Annotated in this window: 26 protein-coding genes; 12 read left to right on the top strand and 14 right to left on the bottom strand. The window is 67.5% G+C overall.

The window, feature by feature from the left end; translation table 11 throughout:
* Window positions 1–56 precede the first annotated feature (56 nt).
* The 3 genes from ACJJV6_RS10750 to pyrE form a co-directional block, all read right to left on the bottom strand.
* Window positions 57–668, bottom strand: coding sequence for a hypothetical protein (locus ACJJV6_RS10750; RefSeq protein WP_407708902.1), 612 nt, complete (start codon window positions 666–668; stop codon window positions 57–59).
* A 100-nt stretch (window positions 669–768) separates the two neighbouring features.
* Complete coding sequence (locus ACJJV6_RS10745) at window positions 769–1,536, bottom strand: GAF and ANTAR domain-containing protein (RefSeq protein ID WP_407708901.1); 768 nt, start codon at window positions 1,534–1,536, stop codon at window positions 769–771.
* A 146-nt stretch (window positions 1,537–1,682) separates the two neighbouring features.
* Window positions 1,683–2,267: an orotate phosphoribosyltransferase gene (gene pyrE / locus ACJJV6_RS10740; RefSeq protein WP_009357201.1), complete on the bottom strand. Its 585-nt coding sequence runs from the start codon at window positions 2,265–2,267 to the stop codon at window positions 1,683–1,685.
* A 74-nt stretch (window positions 2,268–2,341) separates the two neighbouring features.
* Here pyrE and nadE point away from each other — a divergent pair, with 74 nt between their 5' ends.
* Window positions 2,342–3,196 carry an ammonia-dependent NAD(+) synthetase gene (nadE, locus tag ACJJV6_RS10735; protein WP_407708900.1) on the top strand — a complete coding sequence of 285 codons (855 nt, stop codon included), beginning with the start codon at window positions 2,342–2,344 and terminating at the stop codon, window positions 3,194–3,196.
* On the opposite strand, the gene ACJJV6_RS10730 is transcribed toward nadE, so the two are convergent.
* Window positions 3,193–3,975, bottom strand: a complete 783-nt coding sequence (locus ACJJV6_RS10730) for an IclR family transcriptional regulator (protein ID WP_407708899.1) — start codon at window positions 3,973–3,975, stop codon at window positions 3,193–3,195. The genes nadE and ACJJV6_RS10730 overlap by 4 nt on opposite strands.
* Before the next feature lie 173 nt (window positions 3,976–4,148).
* Here ACJJV6_RS10730 and ACJJV6_RS10725 point away from each other — a divergent pair, with 173 nt between their 5' ends.
* The 3 genes from ACJJV6_RS10725 to ACJJV6_RS10715 are packed head-to-tail and all read left to right on the top strand — an operon-like array spanning window position 4,149 to window position 6,768.
* Window positions 4,149–4,877 (top strand): CoA transferase subunit A, encoded by a 729-nt coding sequence (locus ACJJV6_RS10725; protein WP_354177040.1) that lies wholly within the window; start codon window positions 4,149–4,151, stop codon window positions 4,875–4,877.
* A 29-nt stretch (window positions 4,878–4,906) separates the two neighbouring features.
* Entirely contained in the window at window positions 4,907–5,578 is a 672-nt protein-coding gene (locus tag ACJJV6_RS10720; RefSeq protein WP_407708898.1) for a CoA transferase subunit B, read from the top strand.
* Window positions 5,575–6,768 (top strand): acetyl-CoA acetyltransferase, encoded by a 1,194-nt coding sequence (locus ACJJV6_RS10715; protein WP_407708897.1) that lies wholly within the window; start codon window positions 5,575–5,577, stop codon window positions 6,766–6,768. The genes ACJJV6_RS10720 and ACJJV6_RS10715 overlap by 4 nt, the downstream gene beginning before the upstream one ends.
* Window positions 6,769–6,887: 119 nt before the next feature.
* Here the strand turns inward: ACJJV6_RS10715 and ACJJV6_RS10710 are convergent, their stop codons facing one another.
* Both ACJJV6_RS10710 and ACJJV6_RS10705 read right to left on the bottom strand, forming a co-directional pair.
* On the bottom strand, window positions 6,888–7,604 hold the full coding sequence (locus ACJJV6_RS10710) for an ankyrin repeat domain-containing protein (protein WP_407708896.1): 717 nt from the start codon (window positions 7,602–7,604) through the stop codon (window positions 6,888–6,890).
* Window positions 7,605–7,613: 9 nt separating this feature from the next.
* Window positions 7,614–8,177 carry a GlcG/HbpS family heme-binding protein gene (locus ACJJV6_RS10705; protein WP_407708895.1) on the bottom strand — a complete coding sequence of 188 codons (564 nt, stop codon included), beginning with the start codon at window positions 8,175–8,177 and terminating at the stop codon, window positions 7,614–7,616.
* A gap of 192 nt (window positions 8,178–8,369) precedes the next feature.
* On the opposite strand from ACJJV6_RS10705, the gene ACJJV6_RS10700 reads away from it, so the two are divergent.
* The 5 genes from ACJJV6_RS10700 to ACJJV6_RS10680 all read left to right on the top strand — a co-directional run bounded on the left by ACJJV6_RS10700 (window position 8,370) and on the right by ACJJV6_RS10680 (window position 11,886).
* Window positions 8,370–9,605 carry a sensor histidine kinase gene (locus ACJJV6_RS10700; protein ID WP_407708894.1) on the top strand — a complete coding sequence of 412 codons (1,236 nt, stop codon included), beginning with the start codon at window positions 8,370–8,372 and terminating at the stop codon, window positions 9,603–9,605.
* The gene (locus tag ACJJV6_RS10695) at window positions 9,602–10,228 is read left to right on the top strand and encodes a response regulator transcription factor (protein WP_009357210.1); all 627 of its coding nucleotides are present in this window, start codon (window positions 9,602–9,604) and stop codon (window positions 10,226–10,228) included. Before ACJJV6_RS10700 ends, ACJJV6_RS10695 begins: the two co-directional genes overlap by 4 nt.
* Before the next feature lie 133 nt (window positions 10,229–10,361).
* Complete coding sequence (locus ACJJV6_RS10690; RefSeq protein ID WP_009357211.1) at window positions 10,362–10,565, top strand: cold-shock protein; 204 nt, start codon at window positions 10,362–10,364, stop codon at window positions 10,563–10,565.
* Window positions 10,566–10,696: 131 nt separating this feature from the next.
* On the top strand, window positions 10,697–11,032 hold the full coding sequence (locus ACJJV6_RS10685; RefSeq protein WP_009357212.1) for a hypothetical protein: 336 nt from the start codon (window positions 10,697–10,699) through the stop codon (window positions 11,030–11,032).
* A gap of 68 nt (window positions 11,033–11,100) precedes the next feature.
* Window positions 11,101–11,886, top strand: a complete 786-nt coding sequence (locus tag ACJJV6_RS10680) for a MerR family transcriptional regulator (protein WP_407708893.1) — start codon at window positions 11,101–11,103, stop codon at window positions 11,884–11,886.
* A 38-nt stretch (window positions 11,887–11,924) separates the two neighbouring features.
* Here ACJJV6_RS10680 and ACJJV6_RS10675 read toward each other — a convergent pair whose 3' ends face one another.
* Both ACJJV6_RS10675 and ACJJV6_RS10670 read right to left on the bottom strand, forming a co-directional pair.
* Window positions 11,925–12,914 carry an SDR family oxidoreductase gene (locus ACJJV6_RS10675; protein ID WP_407708892.1) on the bottom strand — a complete coding sequence of 330 codons (990 nt, stop codon included), beginning with the start codon at window positions 12,912–12,914 and terminating at the stop codon, window positions 11,925–11,927.
* A 123-nt stretch (window positions 12,915–13,037) separates the two neighbouring features.
* A complete protein-coding gene (locus ACJJV6_RS10670; RefSeq protein ID WP_407708891.1) occupies window positions 13,038–14,222 on the bottom strand; it encodes an acyl-CoA dehydrogenase family protein in 1,185 nt (394 codons plus the stop codon).
* Between the two features lie 69 nt (window positions 14,223–14,291).
* Between ACJJV6_RS10670 and ACJJV6_RS10665 the strand changes: the two genes are divergently transcribed.
* Window positions 14,292–14,798 (top strand): MarR family winged helix-turn-helix transcriptional regulator, encoded by a 507-nt coding sequence (locus ACJJV6_RS10665; protein WP_407708890.1) that lies wholly within the window; start codon window positions 14,292–14,294, stop codon window positions 14,796–14,798.
* Between the two features lie 18 nt (window positions 14,799–14,816).
* Here the strand turns inward: ACJJV6_RS10665 and ACJJV6_RS10660 are convergent, their stop codons facing one another.
* Entirely contained in the window at window positions 14,817–15,461 is a 645-nt protein-coding gene (locus ACJJV6_RS10660; RefSeq protein ID WP_407708889.1) for a DedA family protein, read from the bottom strand.
* Window positions 15,462–15,547: 86 nt separating this feature from the next.
* The gene (locus ACJJV6_RS10655) at window positions 15,548–16,132 is read right to left on the bottom strand and encodes a helix-turn-helix domain-containing protein (RefSeq protein ID WP_407708888.1); all 585 of its coding nucleotides are present in this window, start codon (window positions 16,130–16,132) and stop codon (window positions 15,548–15,550) included.
* 66 nt (window positions 16,133–16,198) lie between these two features.
* Here ACJJV6_RS10655 and ACJJV6_RS10650 point away from each other — a divergent pair, with 66 nt between their 5' ends.
* Complete coding sequence (locus ACJJV6_RS10650; RefSeq protein ID WP_407708887.1) at window positions 16,199–17,191, top strand: NAD(P)/FAD-dependent oxidoreductase; 993 nt, start codon at window positions 16,199–16,201, stop codon at window positions 17,189–17,191.
* Here ACJJV6_RS10650 and ACJJV6_RS10645 read toward each other — a convergent pair.
* Genes ACJJV6_RS10645 through ACJJV6_RS10630 form a run of 4 tightly spaced genes read right to left on the bottom strand, consistent with a single transcriptional unit; the run spans window position 17,178 to window position 21,643 of the window.
* Entirely contained in the window at window positions 17,178–17,954 is a 777-nt protein-coding gene (locus ACJJV6_RS10645) for an enoyl-CoA hydratase (RefSeq protein WP_009357218.1), read from the bottom strand. The two genes, ACJJV6_RS10650 and ACJJV6_RS10645, sit on opposite strands and share 14 nt — an antisense overlap.
* Window positions 17,951–18,982, bottom strand: a complete 1,032-nt coding sequence (gene mmsB, locus ACJJV6_RS10640) for a 3-hydroxyisobutyrate dehydrogenase (RefSeq protein WP_407708886.1) — start codon at window positions 18,980–18,982, stop codon at window positions 17,951–17,953. Before mmsB ends, ACJJV6_RS10645 begins: the two co-directional genes overlap by 4 nt.
* Entirely contained in the window at window positions 18,975–20,144 is a 1,170-nt protein-coding gene (locus ACJJV6_RS10635; RefSeq protein ID WP_407708885.1) for an enoyl-CoA hydratase/isomerase family protein, read from the bottom strand. The genes mmsB and ACJJV6_RS10635 overlap by 8 nt, the downstream gene beginning before the upstream one ends.
* The gene (locus ACJJV6_RS10630) at window positions 20,144–21,643 is read right to left on the bottom strand and encodes a CoA-acylating methylmalonate-semialdehyde dehydrogenase (protein WP_407708884.1); all 1,500 of its coding nucleotides are present in this window, start codon (window positions 21,641–21,643) and stop codon (window positions 20,144–20,146) included. Before ACJJV6_RS10630 ends, ACJJV6_RS10635 begins: the two co-directional genes overlap by 1 nt.
* A gap of 169 nt (window positions 21,644–21,812) precedes the next feature.
* Here ACJJV6_RS10630 and ACJJV6_RS10625 point away from each other — a divergent pair, with 169 nt between their 5' ends.
* Window positions 21,813–22,619, top strand: a complete 807-nt coding sequence (locus ACJJV6_RS10625; RefSeq protein ID WP_407708883.1) for an exodeoxyribonuclease III — start codon at window positions 21,813–21,815, stop codon at window positions 22,617–22,619.
* Window positions 22,620–22,628 lie beyond the last annotated feature (9 nt).

Genomic DNA, 22,628 nt, shown 5'->3' with positions numbered 1-22,628 from the left:
GCACAACCGAAGACACCCCCGCAAGGAGCGGGGTGTAACCATTCAGTGACGCCGGGTCAGCTGGCGGTCTGGCCCTCTGCCGCGGTGGACGGCGCCTCGGGATCCTGACGGCGCCGGAGGATTTCCCGGCCAATGTCGTTGTAGCGGCCCAGGAGGTCCGAGCCGGCAAGTGCCCTGGGGTTGTCCAGCAGGGCGAACAGGGTGTCGCTGGCCGCCAGGAGCTCTTCACCCGAGTATTCCTGCAGCGGCCGGGAGAACAGATCCTCGAGCCGGGCTGCGGGGACGCCCAGGAATTCCCGGCTGACGTCCGGAAGGAGGGCGTCGTCGTCGGAAGCTGGAACAGTCCGGCCGGCCGGGCTGCCGGGAGATGTCCAACTGCCGGTGGAAGTGGAGATCTGGAGAGAGACGCCGGCGCCGTCAATCCCGGCCAGCGCGGTGATGTCCATGGCGTTGAGGTCGCTCCGCAGTCCCGCCAGCGCGGCGGACTCCACCAGCGCAGCTTGGGAAAGGTCAACGCGGATATGGGAGCGGATGCCCATGCGGCGGACCCGGCGGATGATGTGAACCAAGTCGGGGCGCGACTCGTGGTTCAGGCTCCCCCGGACGTCGATCCGGACGGTATCGGCGGGGACGTCGAGGTTAACGAGGGCGTTCAGTGCGCGGTCCATAGGTACTCCAAAAAAGGGTGTCTATGGCCGACGGCTCAACCTCGGTAAGCGTAACTCCCAGTTCCAGCCGGGCACAACCCGCCAGTAACAACGCCGGGCATCAGGCAGATTGGTCGGACTGCCTTTGGCTGGGTTCCTGGTAGTGGGTCCTGGTGCCGCTGCCGCCCACTGAATCAACCAGGGACCGCGCGATGTCCCGCAGTTTCGTGTTGCTGTTGCTGGAAGCTTCGGTGAGGATCTGCACGGCGGCCTGCTGGCTGCACCGGTTCTGCGCCATCACGATGCCCACGGCGATATCGATAATAGTGCGGGACTCCAGTGTGGCACGCAGGTTGGCCGCCCTGTCCGTGTGCAGCGAGAACCGCACTGCCAGCCGCAGCGCCTGGGAGATCTCCCGGGTGTAGCCGCGGGCTTTCGCGGCAGCCTTTTCATCGAACTTGTGCGGAACGTCCGAGTACAGGTTGAGTGCCGCTTTGGCTTCGCCCTGCAGGTTGAAGGGCAGCGAGAGCACGGACCGGAGGCCATGCGAAGCCACCGCGTTGGCGTAGTCGGGCCCCCAGCGGTTCTCCTTGAGGAGGTCCGGCACGTGGACCTCGCGTTCTTCCTCGGCCGCAGTGAGACAGGGCCCCTGGGACAGGGAGTACTGGATCTCATCCACTTCCCGCGCCGAGTCGCTGCTCCAGCCGATGGTGGCTGCCTTGCGGTCCCGGAGAAGGGTGATGCCACACAGCGCATCATCCCCGTCACCTGCCACCTGGTGCGCGGAGAACCGTGCCAGCTCGTTGAGGAAATCCTCGAAGTCTGCACTTTCCAGGATGAGGTTCTGGATCTGCTCGTTGGTGTTCAAGGGCTGTTCAGAGGGGAGCATGCTGCACGTTCTCCGTAGGGGGAGTTAAGGGGTTAACGCAAATGATAGGCCAGCCTCAGCCGGTCATCCAACAGAATGCAGCCCCAGTCCCCGGGAGGCTGCTCCAGCAGGCCGCCGCCCCGGGCCTGCGGGGCGGCGGCGGATGGCTAGGAAAGACCCAGCTCGTCCTTGCTGAACGCAAACAGGTAGGGAACACCGGTTTCGGCTTCAATCTTTTCCTTGGCCCCGGTGTCGCGGTCCACGATCACTGCCACCGCTACAACATTGCCGCCGGCGTTGCGGACGCCCTCGACGGCGGTCAGGGCGGATCCGCCGGTGGTGGAGGTGTCTTCCAGGACCAGGACCTTGCGTCCTTCCACGGACGGGCCTTCCACCTGGCGGCCCATGCCGTAGGATTTCTGCGCCTTGCGGACCACGAAGGCGTCCACGGCACGGCCGGCGTCGGCAGCTGCATGCATGACGGCCGTACCCACGGGGTCGGCGCCCATGGTGAGGCCGCCGGCGCATTCGAAGTCGATCCCGGCGTCGTCGGCAAGCGCGAGCATGACCTGGCCCACCAGTTTGGAGGCCTCGTGGTGCAGGGTGATCCGGCGGAGGTCGATGTAGTAGTCAGCCTCCGCTCCGCTGGAGAGGATCACCTTGCCGCGGACCACGGCAAGTTCCTTGATCAGTTCGAGCAGGCGGGCACGGGCGGCTGCAGCGTCCACTGCAGTTTCACTGGGGGAAGTCATGGGTTCCAGTTTAGTCGGGACAGGCCGGTGGACATGCTTGAGCAGTGTCGGCGCCGCTGGCTAGGCTGGGGCACATGCGCGAACTCCAGGCCTCCATCATCAAGGAAATGGGCGTACAGCCCCGGATCGATCCTGCCGGGGAGGTGTGCAAGCGCGTCACATTCCTCAAGGACTACCTCAAGGCAACACAGACCAGGGGCTTTGTCCTGGGCATTTCCGGCGGCCTGGATTCGTCCCTGGCCGGAAAGCTCGCCCAGCTGGCTGTCGACGAACTGGAGGCCGAGGGCGTGGAAGCCAACTTCGTGGCGGTGCGCCTTCCCTACGGCGTCCAGCACGATGAGGCGGATGCCCAGGCCGCCCTTGACTTCATCCGGCCCAAGACGGAGTGGACATTCAACATTTCCGCTGCCGTTGACGGCTTCGAGGACGAGTTCGAAAAGACTGTGGGTAACGGGATCTCGGATTTCCACAAGGGAAACACCAAGGCCCGGACGCGCATGATCGCCCAGTACGCGCTGGCAGGCGAGCACAACTACCTGGTGATCGGCACCGACCACGGCGCGGAGTCCGTCACCGGATTCTTCACCAAATACGGCGACGGCGGCGCGGACATCCTTCCGCTCTTCGGCTTGAACAAGCGGCAGAACCGCGCCCTGCTGGCGGAGCTTGGCGCTCCGGCGCGGATCTGGGAAAAGGTGCCCACAGCCGATCTCCTGGACGACCAGCCGGGCCGCACCGATGAAGACGAACTGGGCCTGACCTACGACCAGATCGACGACTACCTGGAAGGCCGGGACGTTCCCGCGGACGTCGCGGAACGCATCGAACAGAAGTACCTGCGCACCCGGCACAAGCGGACCGTCCCTGTCACGATTTTTGATACCTGGTGGAAAGGCGAGGGCCCCGAAGAGGCACGCACCGGGCTCTAACCCGCGGCGTTTCCGCCCAACTGCTGGGTGATCCGGTGGGCCTCTGCCATCAGCAGCCCGCCCAGCTCCTCTTGGCGGTCCGGCCGGAACCGGGGCTCGATACCGGTCAGGGACAGCGCCCAGGCGGGCCGGCCGGACCTGTCGAACACGGCCGCGCCCATCCCCCAGCTGCCTTCCAGCACCAAACCGGGGTTCACTGCATAACCCTGCATCCGGGTGGTGCCGAGGTTTTCCCGCACCAGCTCCCGCGTGTGGTTCGCGGCGAAGGCACCCGCATGCTTTTCCCAGTCCGCCAGCAGCTCCTCCTGCTCGGCCTCCGGCAGGAACGCCATGATCGCCGTGCCCGCGGAGGCCACACCCAGGGGGAACCGGACACCCTCGTGGAGGACGAAGGACCGGACCGGAAAGCTGCCCTCCTCCCGCAGCAGGCAGACAGTCTCCGAGCCGCGGCGGATCGAGAAGAATGCGCTCTCGCCGGTGGCCTCGGCAAGCCGGCGGAGGCTGGGGCGCGCAATGTCCTCCAGCGGGAACCGGGCGGACGCGACCGATCCCATCAGAAGGATTTCCGGCCCCAGCACCCAGTTTCCGGATGCCGGGTCGTGGTCCAGCAGTCCCTCGCTTGCCAGGGAGGCGAGCAGCCTGTGAACCGTGGGCCGGGTCAGTCCCGACTCGCGGACCATGCCGGCCAGCGGCATGCCGTCCGCACTGCGCGCCACCAGGCGTAACAAACCGGCGATCCTGCTGACCACCTGCGCCCCCTGCATCGGAACTGCACCCATCCCCACTCCTTTTGTCCACATTATGGATATGTATCAGCTTACCGTCCACAGTGTAGATACACAGTTTCTCCCCACAATTTCGGGCCTTGACACCCCCAGCCCACCTCCCTAGCCTCGAAGTCACAACCACGCGTCCACAAAGTGGATACCCTGACTCTCAACGAGGAGACACCATGAGCAAAGTCCAGCCCTCGGCCGCGGCCGCCCTGGAGGGGGCGCTTAGTGACGGGATGACCCTCGCCGTCGGCGGTTTCGGCCTCAGCGGTATCCCTGCGGATCTGATCGAGGCCGTGCGGGATTCGGGGGTGCAGGATCTGACGGTGGTCTCGAACAACATGGGCGTGGACGGCAAGGGCCTGGGCATCCTGATCGAGGCGGGCCAGGTCCGCAAAGTCATCGCCTCCTACGTAGGCGAAAACAAGCTGTTCGCCGAGCAGTACCTCGCCGGAAACCTCGAGGTGGAGTTCACCCCGCAGGGCACCCTGGCCGAGCGGCTGCGCGCCGGCGGCGCCGGCATCCCCGCCTTCTACACCAGGACCGGCGTGGGCACCCTGGTTGCCGAGGGCAAGCCGCACGAGGTGTTCGACGGCGAAACGTACGTCCGGGAGCGCGGCATCGTAGCCGACGTCGCACTGGTCCACGCCCACACCGCGGACACGGACGGCAACCTCATCTACCGTTACACCGCGCGCAACTTCAATCCCGTGGTGGCCACCGCCGGGAAGCTGACCATCGCCGAGGCCGAGGTCATCCTCCCGCCCGGCACCCTGGACCCGAACCACATCGTCACCCCCGGCGTGTTCGTCCAGCGCCTGGTGCAGGCCGCCGCCCGGGTCAAGGACATCGAACAGCGCACCGTCCGGCCCCGCACCGAGCCCGCCGCCGAAGCGCTGGCCCTCTGAACCCCCACCACTTTCGAAGGAGAAACCCCATGGCCTGGACCAGGGATGAAATGGCCGCCATCGCGGCCGAGGAACTGAATGACGGCGACTACGTCAACCTGGGCATCGGCATCCCCACACTGGTGGCCAACAACCTGCCCGAGGGCGTGCGCGTGGTCCTGCAGAGCGAGAACGGCCTGCTCGGCATGGGCCCGTTCCCCTACGAGGGCGAAGAGGACGCGGACCTGATCAACGCCGGCAAGCAGACCGTCACCGTCCTGCCCGGCAGCAGCATCTTCGACTCCGCCACCTCGTTCGGCATGATCCGCGGCGGCCACGTCAAGGTCGCCATCCTCGGCGCCATGCAGGTCTCCGGCAACGGCGACCTCGCCAACTGGACCATCCCGGGCAAGATGGTCAAAGGCATGGGCGGCGCCATGGACCTCGTGGCTGGCACACCCCGGGTGGTGGTCCTCACCGAGCACAACGCCAAGGACGGCACCGCCAAGATCGTCCGCGAATGCACACTGCCGCTCACCGGGCTGGGCTGCGTGGACCGGATCATCAGCGACCTCGCCGTCTTCGACCTCGTGAAAAAGGACGGCGGCGGGCGGCGGCTCACGCTCACCCGCCTCGCGCCCGGCGTCACCCTGGGCGAAATCCACGACAAGACCGACGCAGAATTCGACATCGCCCTCGAGCGCGAAGGAGCCATCGCATGAGCCTCAAAGAACAGTTCGGCAAGGACATCCTGATCACCGGATGGGGGCACAGCAAGTTCGGCAAGCTCACCGACGAGACCCTGGAGTCCCTGATCGTGCAGGTGGCCACCGACGCCATCAACACCGCGGGAATCGAGCCCGGACAGGTGGACGAGGTCTACGTGGGCCAGTTCAACTCCGGGATGATGCCGCTGGCCTTCCCGTCGTCGCTGGCGCTGCAGGTCTCTCCCGACCTCGCCAACGTACCCGCCACCCGGGTGGAAAATGCCTGCGCCTCCGGATCCGCCGCGTTCCAGCAGGGCACCAAATCCCTGCTCGCCGGCACAGCGAGGACCGTCCTGGTGATCGGTGCCGAGAAGATGACCCACGCCGGGGCCGACGTGGTGGGCGCCGGACTGCTGGGCGCCGACTACGATATGGCCGGCAAGTCCTCCACCACCGGCTTCACCGGCCTCTTCGCCGACGTCGCCAAGCACTACGCAAAACGCTACGACGCCGACGGGAAGCTCGGCGACGTCCTGGGCACCATCGCGGCGAAAAACCACCGCAACGGCGTGGACAACCCCTACGCCCAACTCCGCAAGGACCTCGGCGAGGAGTTCTGCCGCACCGTCTCGGACAAGAACCCCATGGTCGCCGACCCGCTGCGCCGCACGGACTGCTCGCCCGTGTCCGACGGCGCCGCCGCCGTCGTCCTGTCCACCTCACCAACAGGCGGCACGGCGTCGCCCGTGCGGCTGGCCGGGTTTGGCCAAGCCAACGACTTCTTCCCCGCCTCCCGCCGGGACCCCGTGGCCTTCGAAGCCACCCGTGTGTCCTGGCAGCGCGCCCTGGCGATGGCCGGCGTCGGAATCGCAGACCTGGACCTCGCGGAAGTGCACGACTGCTTCACCATCGCCGAACTGCTCATGTACGAAGCCATGGGCCTCACCGAGCCCGGGCAGGGCGCCCTGGCCCTCGAGGAAGGCTGGGTGTTCAAGGACGGGAAGCTGCCGGTCAACGTCTCCGGCGGCCTCAAATCAAAGGGCCATCCCGTGGGCGCCACCGGCGTCTCGCAGCACGTCCTCGCCGCCATGCAACTCACCGGCACCGCCGGCGACATGCAACTGGCAAACCCCCGCCGCGCCGCCGTCCAGAACATGGGCGGCGTGGGCATCGCCAACTACGTCAGCATCCTCGAGGCTGTCTGAGTCCAGAGCTTGGAGCCGCCGTCGTGGGGCACTTTGAAGCCCCGGCCAGCCGTTAAGGCCATGGCCGACGGCGTGTCCGCGCCATTGTGCCCCACAACGGTAGTGCGCAGGGGCCGCGGCTAGCCCCGGGAGCGGATGAGGGCCGCGATTTCCGCGAACCCCAGCCGATCGGCGTTCTGGAGGGCGGTCCGGCCCTCCGGATCGCGGATGTCCGGATCCGCACCGGCGTCCAGGAGCAGGCGCACCACTTCCAGCTGGCGCGGGCCGCCGTTGTTGAGCAGGATGGCTTCCTGCATGGCCGTCCAGCCAAGGTTGTTGACGTGGTTTACCGGCACACCGGCCGCGATCAGGATCTGCACCGTCTCCACGTGCCCGTGCTCGCTTGCGGGAATCAGTGCCGTCCCGCCGTAGCGGTTGATGCTGGAAACATCCGCACCCGCCGCCAGCGTCAGCCGGAGGACCTCGTTCAAGCCTTCGGCACCGGCATAGAGGAACGCGGAGTCCTGGATGGCGTCCTTGGCGTTGACGTTCCCGCCGCGCCCGATCAGCGCGGCCACGAGTGGGGCGTTGTTGGCTTTGGCGGCTGCGATCAGTTCCTGGTCCAGCTGCGCCTGTTCCGCGGCGGACAGGGCCGGCGCGGCTAGCGGGGCGGGCGCCGCCGTCGGGGGCTGTTCCGGACTGGGCAGTTCGGGAGTGGGCTGTTCCGGACTGGGCTGGGGGACGGAGGATGCCGGGGCTGGCGCAGATTCAGCCTGCGGGGCGGGTGGACCGGCCTGGCACGCGCTGAGCAAAAGCCCGACGGCGGCAAGCACCAGGGCCGCCCGGAATCGCTTCATACGCGGAGCCTACTTGGCAGTGCCGGCGACGGCATCAGCCCCTGCCGTGGCGCAGGCCTCGTCCAGTGCGCCGTCGGGAGCACCGCCGACGCCGATGCCCGCCACTGAGACGCCGTTGACCTTCAGCGGGACACCACCCGCCAGGAACAGGGTGCCGGGGAGGTCGGCGATGGATGGGCCGGTGCCGTTGATGCGCTTGGCCAGTTCACTGGTGGGAGCGCCGAAGGCGGCAGCCGTATAGGCCTTCTGCCTGGCCGCTTCGATGGTGTGTTCGGCAGCGTTGTCACCGCGGAGCAGCGCCTGGACGGTACCGAACCGGTCCACCAGCGCAACCGTGACGAAGGGCAGCTTGTCCGCCTGGCACTTCGCCAGGGCAGCGCTGACGGCTGTGGCCGAGGCCCCCACGCTGATGCGGTTCTGCTGGACCACGGTTTCGGGCACGGCCTGGACGTCGACGGCGGGGACGGCTGCCGGTGCCGGGCTGGTCCCGGCGTTGGCTGCCGCCGTCGCTCCGGCGGTCAGGGCGAGGGCGCCGGCTGCGGCGGCGGCAAAGGCTTTGTGCGACTTCTTCACGGTGTCTCCTTGGAGGGTCATGGTGGGTACGCCCCAATCCTTCCGGGGGCGGCCGCCGCCGGCATCGGGCCTTCGTCTGCTGAACCCTCCACCGGAAGGCCAGCCGTATCAGCCAAATGGCTGAGAGACCAGCAACGGCGGGGGCAATAGCATGGAAGGGAGCGTTTCCCACCAGCCAGAACGGGACATCCCATGCCTACCCGAGCCGCCGGCACCGCCCCGGCCACCGCTGCCGCCCCGGGAACCCGGCCCCGGACCAGCGCACCGCGCACCGGCCTGGGCAGCATCGGCACCGCAGTACACCTGGGATTCGCGGTGCTCCTGGTGGCCTCGCTGGTCCGCTACGTCATGCGGCACAGCCCCGCCGACAACCTGCTGATCCTGGGCCTGGCTGCCGCGGCGAGCCTGCTCTATGCCGCCGTGGCCGTGCTCGCGGCGCGGGGCAGGCCGGGCATCCCGTGGATGTTCACCCTGGTGGTTGTCTGGGCGGTCCTGGTGGTCGCGGCGCCGAGTTTTGCCTGGTGCTCGTTCGCGCTCTTCTTCCTTTGCCGCAGCGCATTGGCCGGAACCGCCGCCTACCTGGCGGCAGGCACCACAGCGGCCGCCACCGCGGCAGGGCTGTTCCGGATGAGTGACGGCACGGACCTCGCCATGCTCCTGGGCCCGCTGGCGGTGGGACTGATGCTGACGCTGATCTACGACCGCATCCAGCACGACGCCGAGGAGCAGCGCCGCCTGCACGCGGAGGTCTCGCGGGCGCAGGGCGAGTTGGCCGCCAGCGAGCGCCGCGCCGGCACCATCGCCGAACGCGAACGCGTGTCCCGGGAAATCCATGACACCGTCACCCAGGGACTGGCCAGCAGCCTGCTCCTGCTCGAGGCCGCCGGACGTGCCTGGCCAGGCGCTGCCGCCCGGGACGAACTCCGGCAGGCAACCGGGCTCCTGCGCACCAACCTGTCCGAAACCCGCAGCCTCGTCCACGAGCTGGCCTCCCCCGGGCTGGACGGATCTCCCCTGCCCGAAGCCCTCCTCGTCGCCGCGAGGCAGTACGTGCCCCAGGCCCGGCTCCTCGTTACCGGCGAGCCGCGGGGCGTGTCCGGGGAGGTCCGCCATGCCCTGCTCCGCGTCGTGCAGAGTGCCGCCTCCAACATCAACCTCCACGCGTCAGCAACGGCCGCCACCGTGACCCTGGGATTCCTTCCGGAGGCCGTCACGCTGGACATTTACGACGAGGGCGCCGGCTTTGATCCGGCGGCGGCAGCACCGCCGTCGGACGCCGGAGGGTACGGGCTGAGGGCCATGCGCCAGCGGGTGGAACAGCTGGGCGGCACCTTCTCCGTGGAAAGCTCACCCGGGGAAGGGACCATCGTGGCCGCCCAGCTGCCCGCGGCTCCTGCCGGCGGCGAAGACCCTGGAGGCCAGGGATGAGCGCCATTACCGTCCTGCTGGTGGACGACCACCTGGTGGTGCGCAGCGGCCTCCGCGCCCTGCTGGGGACGCAGCCGGACATAACCGTGGTGGCGGAGGCAGCCTCCGGCGAGGAAGCCCTGGTGCAGGTGCGCGAGCACTCCCCCGCCGTGGTGGTGATGGACCTGGCCATGGGTGCGGGCATGGACGGCATCGAGGCCATCCGCCGGATCCGCGGGCTCAACCAGCGGCAGGCCATCCTGGTGTTCACCACCTACGATTCCGATGCGGACATTGTGCGCGCCGTGGATGCCGGCGCCATGGGCTATCTCCTGAAGGATGCGGCGCCGGAGGAAATCTTCGCTGCCATCCGTGGCGCCGTGCAGGGCAAAAGCGTCATGAGCCCGCCCGTGGCGTCCCGGTTGTTCCAGCAGCTGCGCAACCCGGACGAGATCCTCACGCCGCGGGAGGCCGAGCTGCTCAGCCTGCTCACTGAGGGGCTCAGCAACAGGGAACTTGGCCAGCGCCTCTTCATCTCCGAAGCCACTGTCAAAACCCACCTCGCGCACATCTACGCCAAGCTCGGAGTGGAGACCAGGGCGGCTGCGATAGCCACCGCAATCCGCCGTGAAGGCATGCGCTGAGCACGCCATGCCGGGCCAACCCTTGCACGCAGGCCATTGTCCCCGTACGTTGGGGAACAGCGGGGGACGTTCTCCGCACACTTCGGGCTGACACCCCGGGGAGAGAATCAGAGTCACATGAAGGAATGCAGCCATGGCAACAGGCACAGTTAAATGGTTCAACGCCGAAAAGGGTTTTGGCTTCATTGCCCCCGATGACGGGTCCGCTGACGTTTTCGCCCACTACTCGGCAATCGCCACCAGCGGCTACCGCTCCCTGGACGAGAACCAGAAGGTCGAATTCGATGTGACCCAGGGCCCCAAGGGCCCGCAGGCAGAGAACATCCGCCCCCTCTAAGGCTTGGGCCTCCGGCGCCTGCACCGGAGAACCCGTCCAGCGGCCCCGCCAGCGACAGCTGGCGGGGCCGCTGTTTTGCGTTGCTTCCCGGCCTTGACCATCCGGGAACCCCTTTTTGGGATAATTGGAGCATGGCCGCAGAAGCGCAGGACAAGGATCCTTGGGAAGAATTCGATGCCCTGGGACCCGCCGCGCCGGACCGCGTTCCCGGTTACCCTGGTGGTGAACCACACGGCTTCGGGTTCCGCACCGGAGTTCGCAGCGCCCGGGTTGCCGTGGGCTTCGCAACGTACACGCTGGCATTGGGCACAGTCCTGGCACTGACCGGCTGCGTTGTTTTTATTGCCGGGGAGCAGTGGCTGCTGGTGGGCCTGATGCTCCTGATTGAAGCCATCTTCATCCTGGCCTTCCGCCGTCTCGTGGCCCAGGCACGCAACCGGTCACCCCGGAACCGCCCCACCCCCTGAACCTGCTCCGCCCCTGAACCGGTTCCGCCCCTTGACCTTGACGCTGCGTCAACCCCTACGCTCAGTCCATGGAAGAAACCACGGCTGGGGCAGCGAGGGACTGGTCCATCCAGGACGTCGCCCGGATGGCGGGCACCACCAGCCGCACCCTCCGGCACTACGACGACATCGGATTGCTCAAGCCCAGCCGGGTGGGCAGCAACGGCTACCGGCACTACGACGCCACCGCCCTCCTGCAGCTCCAGCGGATCCTGCTGCTTCGCGGACTGGGCCTGGGGCTGCCGGCCATCGCGGAGGTCTTCCAGCAGCAGACGGACGCGGTGAAGGCGTTGACCCGCCACCTGGACTGGCTGCGGCAGGAACAGGACAGGCTGTCCCGCCAGATCGCATCCGTCCGGCAAACACTCGAAACGGTTAAAGAAGGAGGAGAGCTCATGGCAGAAAAAATGTTCGACGGATTCGACCACACGCAGTACAAAGACGAGGTCGAGGAGCGGTGGGGCAAGGACGCCTACGCGAAGGGTGACTCGTGGTGGCGGGGCATGGACGAAGCGGAGAAAAGGGAGTGGAAGTCGCGCTCCGAACAGCTGGGGAAGGACTGGCTGGCCGCAGCCGGATCAGATATTTCTCCCGCCAGTCCCGAAGCCCAGGAACTGGCCCGGCGCCACGTTGAATGGCTGAAGTCCATCCCCGGCACCCCGGCCACGGAAAGCGGCGGAGACATCAAGGGATACGTCACCGGGCTCGCGGACATGTACGTCGCCGACCCCCGGTTCGCTGCCAACTACGGCGGAGAGGCCGGCGCGGGCTTCGTGCGGGACGCGCTGCACGCCTACGCGAACAGGAACCTTTAGGGCTTGCATTCCATCCGGGCCCGGGGCCCGGATGGACGTCAGTAAGCCTGCCGGCCCCGCAGCCTGCCGGCGGCCATCACGGCGCCGGCCACTGCCGCCGCGGTGAAGAACCTGCGCCTGGCCGTCCCACGCCGGCCATGCCAGCCGCCGCTCACGGAGCCTTTCCTGATCGATTCCGAAGAACGGTGCAGGTTGCCCGGGGTGACGGCGGCGGACTTGCGGCGGGGAAGCTGCTTCTTGTCCACCTGGCGGGCGACTGACCCTTCCACCAGTTTCGGCGTGACCCTGTGCTGCAGAACCAGCAGGCGGGCGACCGGACCGCCCGCCACGATTTCGCGGCGCGGGTGCTCGATGACCTTGATGATTGCCCTCGCGACGCGTTCCGGGGTGTAGACCGGGGGCAGGGCACGTGCCCGCCGGCCGGTGTAGTTGGCAGCGTGCTGGTAGAACGGGGTGTCGATGGTGGCCGGCAGGACTGTGCACACGTCCACCCCGGACAGTCCTTCCAGTGCCAGTTCCGACCGCAGGCTGACACTGAGGGACCGGACCGCGGCCTTGGTGATGGAATACGCTGCGGAGTAGGGCAACGGGGTCTCCCCCACTACTGACGCGACATTGACCAGGACCCCTGAACCCTGGGCAGTTTGGCGGGCCAGGGCAGCACGCGCACCGTTCACGTAGCCGGAAATGTTCACGTCAAGGACCCGCTGGAAGTCAGCAGGCGGAACGTCCAGGAGCCGGCCGAAGGCGCCCACTGCCGCGTTGTTGACCCATACGTCAAGGCGTCCGAACTCCGCCACGGCACGCGCGGCCAGGTTCTCCACCGCAGCCGGGTCCGTCACGTCGGTGGCTACGGCAACTGCTTTCGCCCCGCGCTTCCTGCATTCCCGGGCCACTGCCTCAAGGGCTTTGGTTCCACGCGATGCCAGGACCAGGCTGGCGCCCCTGGATGCGCAGCGAAGCGCGGTGGCCCGGCCAATCCCGCTCGAGGCACCGGTGATCACAATGACGGAGTTCTTGACGCGCATCGGGCTTCCCTTCCCGCATCCCCAGGGGGGCAGACCAACAGTAAGTAGGCTTACCTCTTCGATGCTATCGAGGGGCGGGGCGCGGGACAACGCCTGCCGGCGGCGTCCCCGTCCGAACGGGATTCAGGTGAAGGCGGAAATCCCGGTGACGGCCCGCCCCACGAGCAGTGAATTGATTTCGTAACTGCCTTCGTAGGTATAAAGGATCTCGGCATCACCGAACAGCTTGGCCATGCCGTAGTCACCGCTGATGCCGTTGCCGCCCAGCAGCGAGCGGCCCATCGCAACCGTTGCCCGGGCCAGCCGCGTGGTAGTGGCTTTAGCCATGGCCGCCTGCGCCATTTCCAGCCGGCCTTCCTCCTGGAGCCGCGCCAGTTGCACCATCAGCGCCAGGGATGCGGAGGCGTTGCCCAGGATATCGGCGAGTTGCTGCTGGACCAGCTGGAATCCCGCGAGTGGACGGCCGAACTGGTGCCGCCCCAGGACATAGTCCCGGGCGACGTCGAATGCGGCGAACTGGATGCCGGCCGCCTGCCAGCCCACCCACGCCCGGGAATCCCGCAGGAGCCCCTGGACCGATGCAAAGCGGGCCGCCCCGGGGAGCAGGTTGCCGGCCGGGATCCGGACATCCTCCAGCGTGATGTCCGCATTCTGCATGATGCGCAGTCCGATTTTGTTGGCGATCCTGGTGGCCGTGAAGCCGGGACGGCCGGTCTCCACGATGAAGCCTTTGATCTCCTGGTCCGCCTGGTCCCGCGCCCAGACGAGGGCAAAGTCGGCGATGGTCCCGGCGCCGATCCAGCGCTTTGCCCCGTTGAGGACCCACTCACCGCCCTCCAGCCTGGCGGATGTCTCCAGCCCCCGGGAAATGTCCGAACCGTGGCCGGGCTCCGTCAGCGCGAAGGCCCCCAGTTCGGTGAAGCCCGTAAGCCCGGGCAGCCAGCGGCTCTTCTGCTCCTCGGAGCCCAGCTGGCTGATCATGCCCACAATCAGCTCATTGTGGATGCCGGCGACCGCGGAAAGGGAGACGTCTGCGCGGGCCAGTTCCGCGTACATCAGCCCTTTGAACAGGGCGGAGCTGCCATCCAGCTGCAGGGCCCCCAGGCCGTGGCCGGCCATGTCCTGCAGCAGGCCGAACGGAAACTCCTCGCGGTTCCAGTAGCCGAGGGATGCCGGCCGCACCGATGCCTGCAGGAATTCCCGCGTCCGCGCATAGCGTTGTCGTTCTGCGGCCGGAAGGAGCTCCACCACATGGATCAGGTCCGCGTCCGGAAAGGGCGGCCGGCCGTTATGCTCCTGAGGCTGCACGGAATTCCTCCCTCGCCAAACCGTTGGATGTCCTAGTATATTCACAGGATTTTCCGGAAAGGGGCTGGTTTGGGTACGCATTTGCCCCGCGATCCCATTGCCGAAGCCCGGCGCAACTGGGAGGAACACGGGTGGGAAGATGTTGCCGCGCCCATGGCAGCCATCACGGCCGTCATGCGGACGCAGCAGATCCTCCTTGCCAGGATTGAAGCCACCCTCAAGCCGTTCGGCCTCACGTTTGCCCGCTACGAACTCCTGGCACTGTTGAGTTTTTCGCGGAAGGGCTCGCTGCCCATGAAGAAGGCGAGCGCCCTGCTCCAGGTCCATCCGACGTCGGTCACCAACGCCGTGGACCGGCTGGAACGCGCCGGACTGGTGGCGCGGTCCCCCCATCCCACGGACGGCCGCACCACGCTGATCGCCCTCACCGGCGAGGGACGCAGCCTGGCCAGGCATTCCACGGCGGCGCTGAACAGCGAGGTGTTCAGCGATCCCGGCTTCAGCCCCGGGGACGTGGACCTCCTGATCCGGATCCTGGGCGACTTCCGCAGGAATGCCGGGGACTTCGCGGACTGAACGCGGGGAGGCAGCCGGTCAGCGGTTGGCTTTGGCCCGCTTCGCCCTCCGGACCACCAGCAGGACCACCGTGACGGCCAGTGCCACGTACACCGCGTAGTTGAGGAACCGGGAGTACTGCTCGATGAGCCGGTACTGGGTGCCCAGGGCATACCCCAACCCAATCAGGGCGCCGTTCCACAACCCGCTCCCCGCGAGGGTGTAGAGGCTGAAGGTCCCCAGCGGCATGGCGGAGGCCCCGGCTGGCAGCGAAATGAGGCTGCGGACGCCGGGAAGGAGCCGGCCGAAGAAGATGGAAGACCGGCCATGGCGGCGGAACCATTCGGCGGCGTGCTCAAAATCCTCCCGGTCCACCAGGGGCAGTTTGGACAGCCCGCGGATGGAGCGTTCCAGCCCCAGCTTGGCACCCAGCCAGTAGAGGAACAGTGCCCCGGCGTAGGCGCCCAGCAGGCTGGTGGCAAAGACGAGGAGCAGGTTGAGGGCCCCCTGTTTGGCAAGGTAGCCCGCCAGCGGCAGGATCACCTCACTCGGAATGGGCGGAAGTATTGTTTCGGCGAGGGTGAAGGCTCCCACACCCCACTCCCCCAGCCTGTCAATTGCCTGCGCAGCAACACCAACAAGGCCACCAAGTCCGTCCGCCGCGCCCGCCGCCGGTACCTGCATCTGATTCTCCCCCATTTCCGCTGCAAACTTCCTGCGGTCCTGTCTACCCTACGGGGCTGGGGGAAACCTGACAGCCCGGCAAGCCCCTATCTTTTGGCGGCGGGCTTTGCCCGCACGTGCATCCGTTCGCCCTGCGTGCCGAACAGGCTGAGGAATTCCACGGCCCCGCCGTCGGCCCTGCCGAACCAGTGGGGGATGCGGGTGTCGAACTCCGCCGCCTCGCCGGGCCCCAGGACCAGGTCCTGGCTGCCCAGCACCATGCGCAGTTTCCCGTTCAGGACATACAGCCACTCGTAGCCCTCGTGTACCTGCGGACTGGGTTCTTCCAGCCGGCCGGCGGGCAGGATGTGCTTGTAGGCCTGGATGCCGCCCGGTTTCCGGGTCAGCGGAATGATGGTCATCCCCCGGGCCTCGATAGGGCGGAGGTGCACGCGCGGATCGCCCGTTTCCGGCGCCCCCACCAGTTCGTCCAGCGGCACCTGGTGCGCTTTGGCCAGGGGCAGGAGCAGTTCGAGGTTGGGCCGCCGCTGGCCGGATTCGAGCCGTGACAGGGTACTGACCGAGATTCCGGTGGCCTCCGCCAGAGCGGTGAGCGTGACGTCGCGGCTGACCCGGAGGGCCTTCAGCCGCGGGCCCACGGCCGCCAGGACGTCGTCAAGGTTTTCATCCATTCAGCCATTTTGCCATAACGGCAAAGTTGTTTGCGGAAACCGACGCCTTCGCCAGACCATGGACCCATGACTGAAAATGCCCCATCCAGCTCCCGTGATCCCTTCTACGACGTCGTCATCGTCGGCGGCGGTGCCGCCGGCCTCAGTGCAGCCCAGATGCTGGGTCGAAGCCGCCGGTCCGTGGTGGTGGTGGACAGCGGTGATCCGCGGAACGCACCGGCACAAGGTGTCCACGGCTTCCTCTCCCGTGACGGAATCAGCCCCGCAGCCCTGCTGGCCGCCGGACGGGCGGAGGTGGCGAGCTACGGCGGAGTGATCCTCCGCGGAGAGGCAACTGCCGCCACCGGCGACGTGCGGCAGGGCTTTGGGGTAACGCTCGACGACGGCAGTCGGCTCCGCGGCCGGCGGCTCCTCATTGCCACCGGCCTGGTGGACGAACTGCCGGACATTCCCGGCTTGCGGGAGCGGTGGGGCAAGGACGTACTGCACTGCCCGTTCTGCCACGGCTGGGAGGTGCAGGACCAGGCGATCGGCATCCTGGGCAACGGGCCGTGGTCGGTTCACCAGGGACTGCTGTTCCGGCAATGGAGCAGCAACATCACCCTGTTCCTCAATGACCGCACCATTCCCTCGGAACCGGAGCTCGAACAACTGGCAGCGCGGGGCGTCAAGGTCGTCGCCGGCGCCGTGGAAACCCTTCGGGTGGAAGGCGACGCCCTGCGCGGAGTGGCACTGGCCGGGGGTCCCGAGGTTGCCCTGGACGCCCTGGTGGTGGGTGCGCGGACCTCCGCCCGCCTCCATGCCTTTACCGGCCTTGGCCTGTCCCCGTCACCGCACCCCATGGGCATCGGTGACTACCTTGAAACGGATGCCGACGGCGCCACGGCGGTTCCCGGCGTCTGGGCCGCGGGCAACGTCACGGACATGAAGGCGCAGGTGCTGGCCTCTGCCGCATCAGCAGCGTGGACCGCCGTCGTCATCAACAACCACCTGATGGCGGAGGAAATGGAACGCGATCTCGCGGCCTACCGGGAGTCGCAGGCCCTTACCGGTGCTTGAAAGCCGGCTGGCGCTTCTCCGTGAATGCCGCCATGCCTTCCTTCTGGTCCTCCGTGGCAAAGAGGGAGTGGAAGAGCCGGCGCTCGAACAGGACGCCCTGTGCGAGCCCGGTTTCGAAGGCGGCGTTCACGGCCTCCTTGGCTGCCATGGCCACCGGCTTCGACTTTGACGCGATGACCTCGGCTGCTTTGAGGGCTTCCCCCACGACGTCCTCGGCGGGGACAACCCGGGACACCAGGCCGCTGCGTTCGGCCTCTTCGGCCCCGATGAACCTGCCCGTCAGGATCAGGTCCATGGCTTTGGCCTTGCCCACTGCGCGGGTCAGTCGCTGGGATCCGCCCATGCCGGGCAGCACCCCCAGGTTGATCTCGGGCTGGCCGAACTTGGCGTTGTCGCCGGCGATGATGAGGTCGCACATCATGGCCAGCTCACAGCCGCCGCCCAGGGCGAAACCGGAGACCGCGGCGATGGTGGGGATCCGCAGGCGGGTGAGGTCCTCCCACCCGCGGAACCAGTCGGCCGCGTACATGTCCATGTAGCCCTGCGCCGCCATCTCCTTGATGTCGGCGCCGGCGGCGAAGGCTTTGCCGGATCCGGTGATCACCACGGCGCCCACCCCGGGGTCCGAGTCCATCGCGGTGACCGCGGAGACCAGTTCCTCCATGGTGGCCTTGTTCAGCGCGTTCAGCGCCTGCGGCCGGTTGAGGGTGACCAGCCCCACCCGCCCCTGCTGCTCCACCAGGATGTTGTGGTACTCCGTCATTCAGGACTCCCGTCGTCGTGTGCTGTTGGCGCATTACCCGTTGCTGTACCCGCCGTTGTTGCGCCCGGCCCGGCGGCATCCGGTGGCGGAGCCGTTCCGTACGCCGCCGGAGCCCCTGTGGCGGACTTTTCCCGGATGTCTGTGATGATCGCTGAGAAGTCGCGGCCGGCACCGCCTTCCGCGGCAAACGTATCGTAGATTTCCGCTGCAAGCTGCCCCATCCGCCCTGTCACGCCGGTGCTGCGCAGGGCGTTGACGGCAAGGTTGAGGTCCTTGGCCATCAGCGCACCGGCGAATCCGGGCTGGTAGTCGCGGTTGGCCGGGCTGGTGGGGACGGGGCCGGGGACGGGACAGTTGGTGGTCAAGGCCCAGCATTGGCCGGAGGCCGCCGATGCAACGTCGAACAGTGCCTGGTGGCTGAGGCCCAGCTTCTCCCCCAGGACGAAGGCCTCGCTGACTGCGATCATGGATACGCCAAGGATGAGGTTGTTGCAGACCTTCGCTGCCTGGCCGGCGCCGTGGGCACCGCAGTGCACCACCCGCTTTCCCATCACCTCCAGCAGGGGCCGGACGGCCTCGAAGTCATCGTCCCCGGCGCCCACCATGAAGGTAAGGGTTCCCGCCTCGGCACCCACCACGCCGCCGGAAACGGGGGCGTCCACGGAGCGGTGTCCTGCCTCGATTGCCAGCCGGGCCGCCTCGCGTGCCTCGTCAACGTTGATGGTGGAGCAGTCCAGGAACATGGTGCCCGGCGCGGCTGCCGCCAGCAGGCCGGGCCCGCCGCCGGTCCCGCGGTAGGCATCGAGCACCTGCTGGCCGCTTTGGAACATGGTCAACACCACGTCGGCACCGGCGAGTGCGTCGGCGGCGCCGGCTGCCACCGGAATCTGCCTGGACCGGGCTGCCTCGAGCGCGGCAGGCACGACGTCGTAGCCGGCCACGGTGTGCCCTGCCGTTACCAGGTTCGCGGCCATCGGAACGCCCATGTGTCCCAGGCCCAGGAACGCCACGGTGTACTTGTCAGGCATGGTCCGTCTCCTTTAACTGCCGGTCTGCCGCTGTAACCCTGTCCAACGCTGTACCGCTGTCCAACGCTGTACCGCTGTCCATCGCTGAACCCCTGTCCAACGCCTTACCAAGATCCAGTTCCCCGCCGTCCAGCGGCTGGAAGTAGCGGGCAACATGCTGCGGGCGCACCTCGCCGAGGGTGGGCGGCTGCCAGCGCGGCGTACGGTCCTTGTCCACCACCTGGGCGCGGATGCCCTCCCGGAAGTCAGCGCCGGCGAGGAAGCGCAGGCCCACGCGGTATTCCTCGGCGAGGGCCTCATCCAGGCTCAATCCGCGGGCACGGCGGAGCGATTCCAGCGTCACCTTGACCGACGTCGGCGATTTTGCCTCAATCGCCTCCGCGGCTTGCTGCGCCTCCGCAGCGCCGCTGCCCTGCCAGGAGCGGAGCCTGCGGACGATATCCCCGGCGTCCGGTTCCGCGTAGCAGGCGTCAATCCACTCCCGCTGGGCCGCCAGGGCGGAGGGCGGGGCCTCCCCGGCACAGCGTCCGACGGCGGCTTCCGGGCTTTCGCTTTCGAGCGCCGCCACCAAGCCGGGCAACCGGGCGGACGGTACGTAATGGTCCGCGAGGCCCAGGTACAAGGCGTCCGGTCCGTCCAGGTGCGCTCCCGTCAGCGCCGCATGGGTTCCCGTCTCCCCCGGTGCACGGGCGAGCAGGAAGGTCCCGCCGACGTCGGGGGCAAAGCCAATGGTGGTTTCCGGCATCCCGGTCCTGGTCCGCTCGGTGACCACGCGGACGGAACCATGGGCGGAAATGCCCACCCCACCGCCGAGGACCAGGCCGTCCATGAGGGCCACGTACGGTTTGGGGTAGCGCGCTATCAGGGAGTTCATCCGGTACTCAGACTGCCAGAAGTCAGCAGTCCGGTGGCCGCCGTGCGGGATGTCCTCGTAGATGGCCACGATGTCCCCGCCCGCACAGAGGCCCCGCTCTCCGGCGCCCTGGACCAGGACGGTGGCCACGCCGTCGTCGTCCGCCCACGCGGTGAGCTGCTCCAGCATCATGCCCACCATGCCCGCGGTCAATGCGTTAACCGCCCGAGGCCTGTTCAGGGTAATCACCGCCAGCGCGCCCCGCCGTTCGAACAGCACCTCCGGCCCGTCCGTTGCACGTTCTGCCATCAGCTTCCTTCCGGCATGACGAAGCTGGATCCCTGCCTGATTCCGGAGGGCCAGCGCGTGGTGACGGTCTTGGTCTTGGTGTAGAACCGGAAGGCGTCCGCGCCGTGCTGGTTCAGGTCGCCGAAGCCGGACGCCTTCCAGCCGCCGAACGTGTAATAGGCCAAGGGCACCGGGATGGGGACATTGATGCCCACCATGCCGACGTCCACGCGGGTGGCGAAATCCCGGGCCGCGTCGCCGTCGCGGGTAAAGATGGCAACGCCGTTGCCGTACGGGTTGTCCGTGCAGAGCCGCAGTGCTTCCTCGTAGCCGGACGCCCGGACCACGCTGAGGACCGGCCCGAAAATCTCGTCGCGGTACACCGCCATGTCCGGGGTGACGTTGTCGAAGAGGGTGGGACCCACCCAGAAACCGTCCTCATAGCCTTCCACCGTGAACCCGCGGCCGTCGGCCAGGAGGGTGGCGCCGTCGTCCACGCCTGACCTGATGTAGCCCTCGATGCGTTCCTTGGCAGCGGCTGACACCACGGGCCCGAAGTCCGAATCCGGCGCCATGCTGGAGCCGACCCGGAGGTCCTTGATCCGTTCCTGGAGTTTTTCCACCAGCCGGTCCGCGGTTTCCCTGCCTACCGGCACTGCCACGGAAATGGCCATGCACCGTTCGCCGGCGGAGCCGTAACCCGAACCGATCAGGGCGTCCGCAGCCTGGTCCAGGTCCGCGTCCGGCATGACCACCATGTGGTTCTTGGCGCCACCGAAGCACTGCGCCCGCTTCCCGTGCGCGGCCGCCGTCGCATAGATGTACTGGGCTATCGGGGTGGAACCAACAAAGCCGACCGCCTTGATCCGCGGGTCCTCGAGGATGGCGTCCACGGCTTCCTTGTCCCCGTTGACCACGCTGAACACGCCGTCCGGCACGCCCGCCTCGCTGTAGAGTTCCGCGAGCCGGAGCGGTACCGAGGGGTCCCGCTCGGAAGGTTTGAGGATGAAGGCGTTGCCCGCGGCCAGGGCGGGGCCGGACTTCCACAGGGGGATCATGGCCGGGAAGTTGAACGGCGTGATGCCGGCCACGACGCCGAGCGGCTGGCGGAGTGAATGGATGTCGATGCCGGCCCCGGCGTCAGTGGAGAATTCGCCCTTGACCAGGTGGGGAGCCCCGGCGGCGAACTCCACCACTTCCAGGCCGCGCTGGATGTCCCCCTTGGAGTCGGCAACGGTCTTGCCGTGCTCGGAGGACAGCAACCGCGCCAACTCGTCCATCTGCGAGTTCACCAGGTCGACGAACTTCAGGAGGATCCGTGCCCGCCGCTGGGGGTTCATGGCCGCCCAGGCTGGCTGTGCATGGGCGGCGGCTGCTATAGCCTCCTGTACCTCGTCGCGGCCGGCCAGCGGAACCCGGGCCTGGACGCGGCCCGTACAGGGGTCGAAGACGTCCCCGAACCGTCCGGACCTCCCCTCGGCATGCCGGCCTCCGACGTAATGGGACAGCTCGCGCACCATGGCTGATGCTCCTTCGCAGTGTTCCGGTTTGTGGCCCAGGTCATTTCTGGTTGCGAATATACTCGGACTTCCAACTAAGTTCCATCAGCCGGGCATCCGCTCCGCCGGCACTCCTGCAGGCCCCGTCCTGCTTTACCTGCTGCAGTGCTGCCACGGTAAGTTAGGAACTGTGAAGATAGCTACCTGGAATGTAAATTCGCTCCGTGCCCGCGCAGACCGCGTCGAAGCCTGGCTTCAGCGCAGCGACTGCGACGTCCTGGCCATCCAGGAGACCAAGTGCAAGGACGATAACTTCCCGTGGGAACTGTTTGAGCGGATGGGCTACGAGGTGGCCCACTTTGGTGTGAACCAGTGGAACGGCGTGGCCATCGCGTCCCGGGTAGGCCTGGAGGACGTCGAACGGACCTTCCTCGACCAGCCTTCCTTCGGCAAGGCCGGCAAGGATCCCGTACAGGAGGCCCGTGCCATGGCAGCCACGTGCGCCGGCATCCGGATCTGGAGCCTGTACGTTCCCAACGGCCGGTCGCTGGACGACGAGCACATGCCCTACAAGCTCAAATGGCTGGAAAGCCTCAAGACGCACGCGCAGAGGCTGGTGGCCGAGGACCCGAAGGCCCAGGTGGCGTTGATGGGCGACTGGAACATCGCACCCTTCGACGAGGACGTCTGGGACATCGACCTGTTCGTGAACAACCGGTACACCCACGTCAGCCCGCCCGAGCGTGCCGCTTTCCACGCCTTCGAATCAGCGGGCTTCACCGATGTGGTGCGCCCCTTCACTCCCGGCCCCGGCGTCTACACCTACTGGGACTACACCCAGCTGCGCTTCCCCAAACGCGAGGGCATGCGCATCGACTTTGTCCTCGCCTCCCCCGCACTGGCCAGCCGGGTTACCGGCGCCTCCATTGACCGCGAGGAACGCAAGGGCAAGGGCGCCTCGGACCACGCCCCCGTACTGGTGGAACTGGCGGATTGATGACAGCCA

It is taken from the genome of Arthrobacter nitrophenolicus (genome assembly GCF_045833485.1).
In the GTDB taxonomy this organism is placed as follows: domain Bacteria; phylum Actinomycetota; class Actinomycetes; order Actinomycetales; family Micrococcaceae; genus Arthrobacter; species Arthrobacter nitrophenolicus.
The sequence above is the reverse complement of the archived record's forward strand: the minus strand, read 5'-3'. Positions and strand labels throughout refer to the sequence as shown.